The sequence below is a fragment of the Pseudomonas putida genome (assembly GCF_050990305.1).
Classification (GTDB): domain Bacteria; phylum Pseudomonadota; class Gammaproteobacteria; order Pseudomonadales; family Pseudomonadaceae; genus Aquipseudomonas; species Aquipseudomonas putida_AH.
On sequence record NZ_CP158817.1, the window covers coordinates 1744049 to 1756655 of the forward strand.

Below are 12607 nucleotides of genomic sequence, written 5' to 3' on the forward strand. Positions count from 1 at the left end.
TCTTCAGGCCTTACCTCGAATCAAGCGGCGCAAGGCAAAACGGTTCGGATGACAGGCCTCGGCCACGGCTCTGGGCAATGGCAGCGGTTCGTTATCCAGCCAAGCGGCGAGCAATTCGCCGGACAGCGGCGCGGTGATCAATCCTCGTGAGCCGTGGCCGCTGTTAACGTACAACCCCTCCAGCCATGGGCAAGGGATGTCCGGTGTTTGCCGGGCATCCTTGCTCAAGACGCTATAGGCATCGACGAATGCCCGTGAATCAGCCAACGGGCCGACTATTGGCAGGTAATCCGGGCTGGTGCAGCGAAAGGCTGCGCGTCCTGCAAGTGTTTCAGGTTGCAGGGTGTGCGCACCGAGTCGAGACACAAGGTCCAATGAGATTTCTTCGAGCATCTGCAAGTTGCCTGCATGCTCGGCCGCTGTGGGTGTCAGATCGTCATTGTTGAAGTCGAAACTGGCACCCAGCGTATGTTCACCCAAACGAGCTGGCGCCACATAACCTTCGGCACAGACAACGGTGCCCAGGCACTGACTTTCAGGTGTCTGGGGCAGGCGAGTAATCTGTCCGCGAATGCGTTTGAGCGGTAACTCGCTGCTGTACGGGAAACGTTTGATCTCGGCCGCTCCGGCCAGCACCACCACAGGCGCATCGGCCAGTAGCCTGTCGCCGCTCCACGCTTGCCATCGTTCGTCTACACGGTGCAGTTCCACTGCATCGTGGTGTGTCAGCAATTGAATATTCGATTGCGTCGCTTGCCATTGGCACAGGGCAGGTGGATGCACCCAACCGCCTTCGGGGTAAAACAGACCACCCGACGGCAGCTCGATACCGGCGCGAGCCTCAGCCTGGGCTTGATCGAGGATGTGCAGCAAGTCCTCGGAAAAGGCGGCCGCCAGTTGCGCCTGGCGTTCGGCTTCCTTGGTGTTGAAGGCCAGTTGCAGCACGCCGCAACTATCCCAGTCGACGCCGCGTTGCAGTGACTCCAACAGGCGGCGGGTGTAGCCGAAACCACTGACGATCAATTGCGACAATGCCGTCCCGTGGGCGGACAGTTTCAGATACAGCACACCTTGGGGGTTACCCGAGGCTTCCTTGGCTATACCCGCGTGACGCTCCAATAGACTGACCTGCCAACCGCGAGCAGCGAGGCTTGCGGCTGTCGCACAACCGGCCAAGCCAGCGCCGATCACCAGTGCGTGGCGTTCGCCAGTCAGTGGCGCTGGTCGCGCAAACCACGGTTTGGCCACTGCAGGTTTTGGGGTTTCCTCAGGCCAGCCGATGAACGCGCCCCGCAGGATTTCCCATTTGTGACCAATGCCCGGCGTGCGCTTCATCTTGAAGCCGGCGGCGTTTAGCAAACGTCGTACCCAGCCGGTGCTGGTGAAGGTGCTGATGGTCGAACCGGGTGCGGCCAGCCGGGCGAGTTCGGCAAACAGCTCGGAGGTCCACATGTCGGGGTTTTTCGCCGGGGCGAAGCCATCGAGAAACCAGGCATCGATTTGCGCGTCCAGGTGCGGTAACTGCTCCAGGGCATCGCCGATCAGCAGGGTGAGGGTGATGCGACCGCCATCGAGTACCAGACGCTGAAAGCCCTGATGAATCGCCACGTACTGCGCCAGCAGTTGGTCGGCAAATACCTTGAGTTCCGGCCACAAGGCCAGCGCCCGTTGCAGGTCCGGCAAGCTTAGCGGGTACTTTTCGACGCTGACAAAATGCAGTCGTGCGCCGGCCACCGCGTGTTGCTCAAACAACTGCCAGGCGCACAGGAAATTCAGCCCCGTCCCGAAACCGGTCTCGCCGATGACCAACCGTCCGCCCACTGGCAGCGCGGCAAAGCGCTCACGCAATGCGTTCTGCTCAAGGAAGACATAACGGGTTTCGTCCAGCCCGGACAAGTCGGAGAAATACACATCGTCGAACACCCGCGAACGCGGGAGCCCTTGGTCGTCCCAGTCGAGTTGGGCGTGGGGTGCTACAGGTTTCATGGCAGGCTCGGCAATGGCAAGGCGGCCATTCTAGCCGATCGCGGGCCAGCTGCTTGATTCATGGCAACGCACGCGATGGGCGACTTATTCACAATGGCGGATTTAGCCAAAAGATCGCAGCCTTCGGCAGCTCCTACAGGTGTGCGCTGTTTCCTGTAGGAGCTGCCGAAGGCTGCGATCTTTTGGCCAGCGATGTGACACGAAAACCTTGAATTTCCGCTAGTCTTGCTCACATCTGGAAGGGAGCCGTCCATGTTCGAATCTGCCGAAATAGATCACACCATCGACAAAGAAACCTACGAGGCCGAAGTGCCCGCCCTGCGCGAAGCCTTGCTCGAAGCGCAGTTCGAACTTCAGCAGCAACAGCGATTCCCGGTGATCATCCTGATCAATGGCATCGAAGGTGCCGGCAAGGGTGAGACGGTCAAGTTGCTCAACGAATGGATGGACCCGCGTCAGATCGAGGTCCGCACCTTCGATCAGCAATCCGACGAAGAACTGGCACGGCCGCCGGCGTGGCGTTATTGGCGGATGCTCCCGGCCAGGGGGCGCATGGGTATTTTCTTCGGCAACTGGTACAGCCAGATGCTGCAGGGTCGGGTCCATGGCGAGATCAAGGACCCTCGGCTCGATCAGGCTATCAACGCCGCCGAGCGCCTGGAAAAGATGTTGTGCGATGAAGGCGCGCTGATTTTCAAGTTCTGGTTCCACCTCTCCAAAAAGCAGATGAAGGCGCGCCTCAAGGCCTTGGCCGACGACCCGCTGCACAGCTGGCGCATCAGTCCGCTGGACTGGCAGCAGTCGCAAACCTACGACAAGTTCGTGAAATATGGCGAACGCGTTTTACGCCGCACCAGTCGCGACTATGCGCCCTGGCATGTCATCGCCGGCCTGGATCCGCACTATCGCAGCCTGGCGGTGGGCAAGATCCTGCTCGAAGGTCTGCAAGGCGCGCTGAAGCGCCCGCAAATCCACCCGGAAAAAGTCAGCGCCGCGCCTGTGTTGCCAAGCGTTGATCAGGTGAACCTGCTCGATAGCCTCGACCTGAGCCTGCGCCTGTCCAAGGACGATTATGAAGAACAATTGATCACCGAGCAGGCGCGGTTCTCCGGGTTGATGCGTGACAAGCGCATGCGTCGTCACGCCTTGGTGGCGGTGTTCGAGGGCAACGATGCGGCGGGCAAGGGTGGGGCGATCCGCCGAGTAGCGGCGGCACTGGACCCGCGTCAGTACAACATCGTGCCGATTGCCGCACCGACGGAAGAAGAGCGGGCGCAGCCGTATCTCTGGCGTTTCTGGCGACACATACCGGCGCGGGGCAAGTTCACCGTGTTTGACCGTTCCTGGTACGGCCGGGTATTGGTTGAGCGCGTCGAAGGGTTTTGCAGCCCGGCGGACTGGTTGCGCGCGTACAGTGAAATCAACGACTTCGAAGAACAGCTCGCCGACGCTGGCGTCATCGTGGTCAAGTTTTGGCTGGCCATCGACAAGCAGACGCAATTGGAGCGCTTCCAGGAACGTGAAGAAATTCCTTTCAAGCGCTTCAAAATTACCGAGGATGACTGGCGCAACCGAGACAAGTGGGATGACTATCGCGCGGCCGTCGGCGACATGGTCGACCGCACCAGCACCGAAATCGCGCCCTGGACCCTGGTCGAGGCCAATGACAAACGCTGGGCGAGGGTCAAAGTCTTGCGCACGATCAACCGGGCGTTGGACGAAGCGTTCGAAAGATCAGACAAGCACGAGCGCAAAGACAAGAAGTGAGTCGATGGTTGCGCATACGCGGGGTGAATGATTGTCGCGGTCGGTAATTGGGTGGGCTTATGCTCGACCCACTCTCAACCGACAACAACAATGAGGTATGCCATGCGTGAAGTGGTGATCGTCGACAGTGTACGGACCGGCCTGGCCAAATCCTTTCGCGGTAAATTCAACCAGACCCGTCCGGACGACATGGCCGCGCACTGCGTCAACGCTTTGCTGGCGCGCACCGGCATCGACCCGACCAGCGTCGAGGACTGCATCGTCGGCGCCGGTTCCAACGAAGGCGCCCAGGGCTACAATATCGGTCGCAATGTCGCGGTGTTGTCGCGGCTGGGTATCGGCACCGCCGGCATGACCCTCAACCGTTTCTGCTCGTCGGGCTTGCAGGCGATTGCCATTGCCGCCAACCAGATCGCCTCGGGGTGCAGTGACATCATCGTCGCCGGTGGCGTCGAGTCCATCAGCCTGACCATGAAAAGCGTCAACACCGATAATCTGATCAATCCGCTGCTCAAGGAGCAGGTGCCGGGGATCTACTTCCCGATGGGCCAGACGGCTGAAATCGTCGCTCGCCGCTATAACGTCAGCCGCGAAGAACAGGACCTGTACGCCCTGCAAAGCCAGCAGCGCACCGCCAAGGCGCAGGCCACCGGTTTGTTCGACGATGAAATCGTGCCGATGGCGGTGAAGTACCGCGTTGAAGACAAGGCCACCGGCCAGGTGCAGATCCTGGAGGGCATTGTTGATCGCGATGATTGCAATCGCCCTGACACCACGCTGCAAAGCCTGGCGGGGTTGAAGCCTGTGTTTGCCGAGGACGGGTCGGTGACGGCAGGCAACTCTTCGCAATTGTCCGACGGTGCTTCGATGACGCTGGTGATGAGCCTGGAAAAAGCGCTGGCGCTGGGGCTCAAGCCCAAGGCGTTCTTCCGTGGTTTCACAGTGGCCGGTTGCGAGCCGGACGAGATGGGCATTGGTCCGGTTTTTTCCGTGCCGAAACTGCTCAAGGCGAAAGGTTTGCGGATCGATGACATCGACCTGTGGGAACTCAACGAAGCGTTCGCTTCGCAGTGTCTGTACGCGCGCAATCGCCTGGAAATCGATAACGCGAAGTACAACGTCAATGGCGGCTCGATTTCTATCGGTCATCCCTTCGGCATGACCGGTTCGCGTCAGGTCGGGCACCTCGTTCGCGAGTTGCAGCGGTGCAACCTGCGCTACGGCATTGTGACCATGTGCGTGGGCGGCGGGATGGGGGCTACGGGGTTGTTTGAGGCGGTGCGTTAAATCTGAGAGGTCGCCTTCGCGGGCAAGCCTCGCTCCTACGGGTTTAGCATCGAACACCCGTCGACACAAACCCCCGTAGGAGCGAGGCTTGCCCGCGAAGCAGTCACTCGGTTTACCGGTCCAACGGCCCCTCTAGCGTGTTTTCCCGGGTGCTGAAATACAACTCCCCGTTCACCCGACACAACCAGTCACTGCGAAAGTGCGTGGCGGGGGCGTTGTTCTGGGCGCGCATGCCGCACATGGCAAACGCTTGCGACCTGCACAGTTTCATTCGCGGCGAAGTGCAAACTGTCTCTGTGTGCCACACGCGGGTGCGCCTAGAATGACGGTTCTTGACACTGGGCTTTGGGGTTCGCATGCACATTTCATCCGGTCGCTGGGTTTACGGTCTGTTCCTGGCCTTGCTGACCGCGTTGCTGTGGGGAATCCTGCCGATCAAGCTCAAACAGGTATTGCTGGTGATGGACCCGGTCACAGTGACCTGGTTTCGCCTGATGGTGTCCGGTAGCTGCCTGTTCATTTACCTGGCCGCGACCAAACGCCTGCCGAGCCGCAAAGTGCTCGGCCCGCGCGGCGGCTGGCTGGTGTTGATGGCGGTGCTTGGCCTGGTGGGCAACTACGTGTTGTACCTGATGGGCTTGAACCTGCTCAGCCCCGGCACCGCGCAACTGGTGGTGCAGATGGGCCCGATCATGTTGCTGATCGCCAGTGTGTTTGTGTTCAAGGAGCGTTTCAGTCTGGGGCAGGGCATTGGTTTGCTGGTGCTGCTGATCGGTTTCGCCCTGTTCTTCAATCAACGCCTGAGTGAGCTGCTCACCTCGCTGACTGACTACACCGCTGGCGTGTTGCTGGTGCTGTTGGCCTCCACCGTCTGGACCTTTTATGCACTGGGGCAGAAGCAGTTGTTGACGGTGTGGAATTCGTTGCAGGTAATGATGGTGATCTACCTGTTCTGCGGGTTATTGCTGACGCCGTGGGTGCATCCGCTGGAAGCGCTGCAACTGAACCCGCTACAAGGCTGGCTGTTGCTGGCGTGCTGCATGAACACTCTGATCGCTTATGGCGCCTTTGCCGAAGCTTTGGCCCATTGGGAAGCGTCCCGGGTCAGCGCGACATTGGCGATCACGCCGCTGGTCACCTTTGGTGCTGTTGCACTGGCCGCGTGGTGGTGGCCGGATTATGTGCATGCCGAGACGATCAATGGCCTGGGGTATGGCGGGGCGGTGCTGGTGGTGTTGGGGTCGGCATTGGTGGCGTTGGGGCCGTCGTTGATTGCCGGGCTCAAGGCACGCAAGGCCAGAATGGCGGTCGGCTGATGATTTTCATGGGCTTCATCGCGGGCAAGCCTCGCTCCTACGGGGGTTGCGTCGAACACAAAATCCGTGAACGACGCAAACCCCGTAGGAGCGAGGCTTGCCCGCGAAGACTGACTAACAGGCGCTGAGCAACTCAGCCCTTGGCCCCAGCCTCCAGCATATTCTCCGGCCTTACCCACGCATCAAACTGTTCATCGGTCAGATACCCCAATTCCAGCGCTGCCTCGCGCAAGGTCAGCCCTTCGCTGTAGGCCTTCTTGGCAATCTCCGCCGACTTGTCATAGCCAATATGCGGATTGAGCGCCGTCACCAGCATCAAGCCGCGCTCCAGATGCTCGGCCATTTGTACGGCGTCCGGCTCCAGGCCAGCGATGCAATGCTGCTGGAAGTTGCTGCAGCCATCGCCCAGCAGACGGATCGATTGCAGCAGGTTGTGGATGATCACCGGTTTGAACACGTTCAGCTGCAAATGCCCCTGGCTCGCGGCGAAACCGATGGTCACGTCGTTACCCAACACCTGACAGGCCAGCATCGACAGCGCTTCGCATTGGGTGGGGTTGACCTTGCCCGGCATGATCGAACTGCCCGGTTCGTTCGCCGGCAGCTTCACTTCGGCAAAGCCGGCGCGCGGTCCCGAACCCAGCAGACGCAAGTCGTTGGCGATTTTCATCAGGGCCACGGCGAGGGTTTTCAGGGCGCCGGACAGGGCGGTCAACGGCTCATGCCCGGCCAGCGCGGCAAACTTGTTCGGGGCGGTGACGAAGGGCAGGCCGGAAAGCGCCGCCAACTCTGCAGCGATCGCTTCACCAAAGCCGTGCGGCGAGTTCAGCCCGGTGCCCACGGCGGTGCCACCCTGGGCCAGTTCGCAGATCGCCGGCAGGGTGCTGCGGATCGCCTTTTCGGCGTAATCCAGTTGTGCGATGAAACCGGACAGCTCCTGGCCGAAAGTGATCGGAGTGGCGTCCATCATGTGGGTGCGCCCGGTTTTCACCAGTTTCATGTGCCGCGCCGACAGCTCGGCCAGGCCGCCGGACAGCTCGGCAATCGCCGGCAGCAAATGTTGTTGCACGGCCTGGGCTGCGGCAATGTGCATGGCCGTGGGGAAGCAGTCATTGGAGCTCTGGGAGCGATTGACGTGATCGTTGGGGTGTACCGGCGACTTGCCGCCGCGCGGGTTGCCGGCCAGTTCGTTGGCGCGTCCGGCGATCACTTCGTTGACGTTCATGTTGCTCTGGGTGCCGCTGCCGGTCTGCCAGACCACCAGCGGGAATTGATCGTCATGTTCGCCATCGAGCACTTCATCCGCTGCTTGTTCGATCAGGCGGGCGATATCGGCGGGCAGATCACCGTTACGGTCGTTGACCCGTGCCGCCGCTTTCTTGATCAGCGCCAGGCCGTGCAGCACCGCCAGCGGCATGCGTTCGTTGCCAATGGCGAAGTTGACCAGCGAGCGTTGCGTCTGAGCGCCCCAGTAGGCTTCTTCCGGGACTTCAACCTGGCCAAGGCTGTCGGTTTCGATACGGCTCATCGGTCACACTCCTGTAGGTCTGATTGCGCAGTTTAGGCCGAGATCGACGGCTGGGGTTCCATCAGTCTCGATTCTGCCATTGAATCCCTCTAAATCAGGGTCGACAAGGCTTGGGGTTGAGCGAAACACTTTTTCAGGCGCAGAATGGACGTCCTTGGGGTCTTACCTCGTCTGCTAGAAAAGGAAACTCGATGACTCGTCTTCGTGCCATCTGTACCGCGGTTGCATTGGTGTGTGCCAGCGGCCAGGTTTTTGCCGATACCGCCAGCCACAACGCCAGTGCCGAGGCATTCCTGACCCTGGCGCATGCCGACAAACTGGGCACTCCGGTGTACATGCAAGTACAGCAAATGTTCGCCCAGCGCTTCCAGCAAACCAAAGCCCCAGAATCGAAAAAAGCCGTTCTGGAAACCTACCAGGCCAAGGCCAACGCCGCGCTGGACCAAGCCATCGGTTGGAACAAGCTGAAACCGGACATGGTCAAGCTCTATACCACCAACTTCACTGAATCCGAGCTCAAGGACCTGGTTGCGTTCTACCAGTCGCCGCTGGGCAAGAAAGTCCTGGAAAAAATGCCGCAGCTGACTCAGCAATCGGCCCAGATGACTCAGGCCAAGCTCGAAAGCGCAGTGCCGGTGGTCAACAAGTTGCTGGCTGACATGACGGCCGAGCTGACGCCGAAAGACGCAGCTGCTCCAGCCAAGAAAAAGCCGTAAGCGGAGTTCGGTATGACCATGCAACAACGCATCGAATCCACGCTGGGCCTGTTACAGCCCGAGCACCTGCAGGTGCTGGATGAAAGCCACATGCACAGCCGTGGATTGGAAACCCACTTCAAGGCCGTGGTGGTCAGCCAGCAGTTCGAAGGGCTCAATCGCGTCAAGCGTCACCAGAAAGTCTATGGCACGCTCGGCGAGCTGATGGGCGAGTTTCATGCGTTGGCGCTGCACACCTACACGCCAGAAGAATGGGCACAGATTGACGCGGCTCCGGCTTCGCCGACCTGTGCCGGTGGTAGCCACTGATACGCTGTAGGAGCGAGGCTTGCCCGCGATGGCGATATTGAATGCGCCATCGCGGGCAAGCCTCGCTCCTACAAAGAGCACTATTTTGATAGAATGTGTAACGCGCCGCTAACCCGGCGCGTTTTTTTTCGCATCCGGTTCACCCCTTACGAGGGTAGCCACCTGGAGATTGACCCATGACACAACAGATTGTCGTGGCGGCACTGTATAAGTTCGTCACCCTTGAAAATTACGTCGATATGCGCGAGCCATTGCTGCAAGCGATGGTCGACAACGGCATCAAAGGCACGCTGCTGATCGCCGAAGAAGGCATCAACGGTACCGTGTCCGGTAGCCGCGAAGGCATCGACGGGCTGTTGGCCTGGCTGAAAAACGACCCACGCATGGTCGATATCGATCACAAAGAGTCGTACTGCGACGAACAGCCGTTCTACCGCACTAAGGTCAAGCTCAAGAAAGAGATCGTGACCCTGGGCGTTGAAGGCGTGGATCCGAACAAGAAGGTCGGTACCTACGTCGATCCACAGGACTGGAACGCGCTGATCAGCGATCCAGAAGTGCTGTTGATCGATACCCGCAACGATTACGAAGTGTCGATCGGCACCTTTGAAGGCGCGATCGATCCGAAAACCACCAGTTTTCGCGAATTTCCCGACTACATCAAAGCCAACTTCGATCCGGCCGTGCACAAGAAGGTCGCGATGTTCTGCACCGGCGGCATTCGGTGTGAAAAAGCATCGAGCTACATGCTCAGCGAAGGCTTCGATGAGGTCTACCACCTCAAGGGCGGCATCCTGAAATACCTCGAAGAGGTGCCTCAGGAAGAAACCAAATGGCAGGGCGACTGCTTCGTGTTCGATAACCGGGTCACGGTTCGCCACGACCTGAGCGAAGGCGACTACGATCAATGCCATGCCTGCCGTACACCGGTCAGCGTAGAAGATCGCGCATCTGAACATTACGTCGCCGGCATCAGCTGCCCGCATTGCTGGGACACGCTGAGCGAGAAAACCCGCCGCAGCGCCATCGATCGGCAAAAGCAGATCGAATTGGCCAAGGCTCGCAACATGCCGCACCCGATCGGCTACAACTACAAGCAAGCATCCACCGAGGCCTGAACCATGTCTGCATGCCGCCTGCTGTATGTGATGGACCCGATGTGTTCCTGGTGCTGGGGTTTTGCCCCGGTTGCAAACGCACTGGTCGAGCAGGCGGCGGCCGCCGGGGTGGACGTGCACCTGGTAGTGGGGGGGCTTCGCACCGGCAGTGGCTCGGCGCTGGAGCCGACGACCCGCCGCTACATCCTCGAGCACTGGCAGGCGGTCACTGAGGCCACCGGGCAGCCGTTCAAACTGGACGGCGCCTTGCCTGAAGGGTTCGTCTACGACACTGAACCGGCCTGCCGGGCACTGGTGACAGCACGCAGCCTGGCGCCGGATTGTGCGTGGAAGCTGCTCGGGTTGATCCAGCACGCCTTTTACGCCGAAGGCCGCGACGTTACCCGCGCCAGCGTGCTGGTGGAGCTGGCTGAGCAGGCGGGGCTGCCGCGCATTGAATTCGCCGCTGCCTTCGACCGTGCCGATATGCATGCCGCCACCGCTGCCGACTTCACCTGGGTCCAGGACCTGGGCATCGCCGGTTTCCCGACCTTGCTGGCTGAGCGAAATGGCCAATTGGCCTTGCTGACCAATGGTTATCAACCGCTCAGTGCATTGTCTCCGCTGCTCGGCCGCTGGCTGGAGCGTGCTGCCTGTGCATGACCTGCCTGACGATACAGCTCCCGTTAAACGAGTCGACCGGCTGAGCTGGGCAGAAATCCGTCGTCTGGCCCTTCATCACAAGAAATCCCTGTGGATCGCCAACGGCGTGGCCGTACTGGCGACCCTGTGCAGCGTGCCGATCCCGTTGCTCCTGCCGTTGCTGGTGGACGAAGTGTTGCTGGGGCACGGTGACGCGGCGCTGAAAGTCATGAACCTGGCACTGCCCGAGGTCTGGCAAAAAGCTGCGGGCTACATCGGCCTCATGCTGCTGGTGACCCTTGTCCTGCGTTGTTCGGCATTGCTGTTCAACGTGGTGCAGGCGCGGCTGTTCGCCGCGTTGGCCAAGGACATCGTGTACCGCATTCGCATCCGCCTGATCGAACGGCTCAAGCGTATTTCGTTGGGCGAATACGAAAGCCTGGGCAGCGGCACGGTGACCACGCACCTGGTGACTGACCTGGATACCCTGGACAAATTCGTCGGCGAAACCCTCAGTCGTTTCCTGGTGGCCATGCTGACCCTGGTCGGTACTGCCGGGATTCTGGTGTGGATGCATTGGAAACTCGCGTTGCTGATTCTGCTGTTCAACCCGCTGGTGATCTACGCCACTGTGCAGTTGGGCAAGCGGGTCAAGCACCTGAAGAAGCTCGAGAACGACAGCACCTCGCGCTTCACCCAGGCATTGACCGAAACCCTGGACGCCATCCAGGAAGTTCGCGCCGGTAACCGCCAGGGCTTTTTCCTCGGTCGATTGGGGCTGCGCGCCAGGGAAGTTCGCGATTACGCCGTCAGTTCACAGTGGAAAACCGACGCCTCGAACCGCGCCAGTGGTTTGCTGTTCCAGTTTGGCATCGATATTTTCCGCGCTGCGGCCATGCTCACCGTGCTGTTTTCCGACCTGTCCATCGGCCAGATGCTCGCGGTATTCAGCTACCTGTGGTTCATGATTGGTCCGGTGGAACAGCTGCTCAACCTGCAATATGCCTATTACGCCGCCGGCGGTGCGCTGTCGCGGATCAACGAATTGCTGTCCCGCGCCGATGAGCCGCAATTTCCGATCGGTGTCGATCCGTTCAGCGGTCGAGAAACCGTGGGTATCGAGGTTCAGGGCCTGAGCTTTGGCTACGGCGACGAGTTGGTGCTCAATCAGATGAACCTGTCCATCGCCCCTGGTGAAAAAGTCGCCATTGTCGGTGCCAGCGGCGGCGGCAAAAGTACGCTGGTGCAGTTGTTGCTGGGGCTCTATACGCCGTTGGCCGGGACCATCCGCTTCGGCGGTTCGACCCAGCAGGAAATCGGCCTGGAGACCGTACGGGAAAACGTCGCCGTGGTCTTGCAGCACCCAGCGCTGTTCAACGACACCGTGCGCGCCAACCTGACCATGGGCCGCGACCGTAGCGACGAAGCTTGCTGGCAGGCGTTGGAAATCGCGCAACTGCACGCCACGATTCGTGAACTGCCCAATGGCCTGGACAGTATTGTCGGGCGTTCCGGCGTGCGCTTGTCCGGTGGCCAGCGCCAACGCCTGGCGATAGCGCGGATGGTTCTGGCCGAACCGAAAGTGGTGATCCTTGATGAAGCCACCTCTGCGCTGGACGCCGCCACCGAATACAACCTGCACCAGGCACTGGCACGGTTCCTGAACAACCGCACCACGCTGATCATTGCGCACCGGTTGTCGGCCGTGAAGCAGGCGGATCGGGTGCTGGTGTTCGATGGCGGGCAAATTGCCGAAGATGGCGATCATTTGCAACTGATTGCCGAGGGTGGTTTGTATGCCAAGCTGTACGGTCATTTGCAGCAGCTGTAGCGACATGGCATTGAGCAGAACGAACACTGTTTGAAGATCATCAATAACAACATCGTCACCTGGGACAGTCGCAACGCAGGCCTTTTTGGTCAGCGCGCGCCTCTTGCCGGGATCGGAATCGCCACCTA

The 12607-nt window shown here is 60.1% G+C and carries 10 protein-coding genes and 1 pseudogene; 8 read left to right on the forward strand and 3 right to left on the reverse strand.

Annotated features, from left to right (window positions below):
* Positions 1-3 precede the first annotated feature (3 nt).
* The gene (gene mnmC / locus ABTV22_RS08080; protein WP_433739362.1) at positions 4-1986 is read right to left on the reverse strand and encodes a bifunctional tRNA (5-methylaminomethyl-2-thiouridine)(34)-methyltransferase MnmD/FAD-dependent 5-carboxymethylaminomethyl-2-thiouridine(34) oxidoreductase MnmC; all 1983 of its coding nucleotides are present in this window, start codon (positions 1984-1986) and stop codon (positions 4-6) included.
* 252 nt (positions 1987-2238) lie between these two features.
* Here mnmC and pap point away from each other — a divergent pair, with 252 nt between their 5' ends.
* Entirely contained in the window at positions 2239-3753 is a 1515-nt protein-coding gene (gene pap / locus ABTV22_RS08085; protein ID WP_433739363.1) for a polyphosphate:AMP phosphotransferase, read from the forward strand.
* A 102-nt stretch (positions 3754-3855) separates the two neighbouring features.
* The gene (locus ABTV22_RS08090) at positions 3856-5040 is read left to right on the forward strand and encodes a thiolase family protein (protein WP_433739364.1); all 1185 of its coding nucleotides are present in this window, start codon (positions 3856-3858) and stop codon (positions 5038-5040) included.
* 118 nt (positions 5041-5158) lie between these two features.
* On the opposite strand, the pseudogene ABTV22_RS08095 reads toward ABTV22_RS08090, so the two are convergent.
* A pseudogene (locus ABTV22_RS08095) lies at positions 5159-5281 on the reverse strand (DUF6316 family protein); the annotation flags it as partial.
* 115 nt (positions 5282-5396) lie between these two features.
* On the opposite strand from ABTV22_RS08095, the gene ABTV22_RS08100 reads away from it, so the two are divergent.
* Positions 5397-6356, forward strand: a complete 960-nt coding sequence (locus ABTV22_RS08100) for a DMT family transporter (protein WP_433739365.1) — start codon at positions 5397-5399, stop codon at positions 6354-6356.
* Positions 6357-6489: 133 nt separating this feature from the next.
* Here the strand turns inward: ABTV22_RS08100 and ABTV22_RS08105 are convergent, their stop codons facing one another.
* On the reverse strand, positions 6490-7884 hold the full coding sequence (locus ABTV22_RS08105) for a class II fumarate hydratase (RefSeq protein WP_433739366.1): 1395 nt from the start codon (positions 7882-7884) through the stop codon (positions 6490-6492).
* A gap of 191 nt (positions 7885-8075) precedes the next feature.
* Here ABTV22_RS08105 and ABTV22_RS08110 point away from each other — a divergent pair, with 191 nt between their 5' ends.
* From ABTV22_RS08110 to ABTV22_RS08130, 5 genes are all read left to right on the forward strand, one after another.
* Positions 8076-8600 (forward strand): DUF2059 domain-containing protein, encoded by a 525-nt coding sequence (locus ABTV22_RS08110; RefSeq protein ID WP_433739367.1) that lies wholly within the window; start codon positions 8076-8078, stop codon positions 8598-8600.
* Positions 8601-8612: 12 nt separating this feature from the next.
* Positions 8613-8909: a BolA family protein gene (locus ABTV22_RS08115; protein ID WP_433739368.1), complete on the forward strand. Its 297-nt coding sequence runs from the start codon at positions 8613-8615 to the stop codon at positions 8907-8909.
* A 176-nt stretch (positions 8910-9085) separates the two neighbouring features.
* Positions 9086-10027: a rhodanese-related sulfurtransferase gene (locus tag ABTV22_RS08120; protein ID WP_433739369.1), complete on the forward strand. Its 942-nt coding sequence runs from the start codon at positions 9086-9088 to the stop codon at positions 10025-10027.
* A 39-nt stretch (positions 10028-10066) separates the two neighbouring features.
* Complete coding sequence (locus ABTV22_RS08125; protein ID WP_433741336.1) at positions 10067-10669, forward strand: DsbA family protein; 603 nt, start codon at positions 10067-10069, stop codon at positions 10667-10669.
* Positions 10662-12479: an ABC transporter ATP-binding protein gene (locus ABTV22_RS08130; RefSeq protein WP_433739370.1), complete on the forward strand. Its 1818-nt coding sequence runs from the start codon at positions 10662-10664 to the stop codon at positions 12477-12479. The genes ABTV22_RS08125 and ABTV22_RS08130 overlap by 8 nt, the downstream gene beginning before the upstream one ends.
* Positions 12480-12607: the final 128 nt, after the last annotated feature.

Excerpts from the sequence above, each read along its gene's own strand:
- ABTV22_RS08120 (WP_433739369.1), top strand. The coding sequence starts at position 9,086 with ATGACACAACAGATTGTCGTGGCGGCACTGTATAAGTTCGTCACCCTT.
- ABTV22_RS08100 (WP_433739365.1), top strand. The coding sequence starts at position 5,397 with ATGCACATTTCATCCGGTCGCTGGGTTTACGGTCTGTTCCTGGCCTTG.
- pap (WP_433739363.1), top strand. The coding sequence starts at position 2,239 with ATGTTCGAATCTGCCGAAATAGATCACACCATCGACAAAGAAACCTAC.
- mnmC (WP_433739362.1), bottom strand. The coding sequence starts at position 1,986 with ATGAAACCTGTAGCACCCCACGCCCAACTCGACTGGGACGACCAAGGG.
- ABTV22_RS08105 (WP_433739366.1), bottom strand. The coding sequence starts at position 7,884 with ATGAGCCGTATCGAAACCGACAGCCTTGGCCAGGTTGAAGTCCCGGAA.
- ABTV22_RS08125 (WP_433741336.1), top strand. The coding sequence starts at position 10,067 with ATGTGTTCCTGGTGCTGGGGTTTTGCCCCGGTTGCAAACGCACTGGTC.
- ABTV22_RS08110 (WP_433739367.1), top strand. The coding sequence starts at position 8,076 with ATGACTCGTCTTCGTGCCATCTGTACCGCGGTTGCATTGGTGTGTGCC.
- ABTV22_RS08115 (WP_433739368.1), top strand. The coding sequence starts at position 8,613 with ATGACCATGCAACAACGCATCGAATCCACGCTGGGCCTGTTACAGCCC.
- ABTV22_RS08090 (WP_433739364.1), top strand. The coding sequence starts at position 3,856 with ATGCGTGAAGTGGTGATCGTCGACAGTGTACGGACCGGCCTGGCCAAA.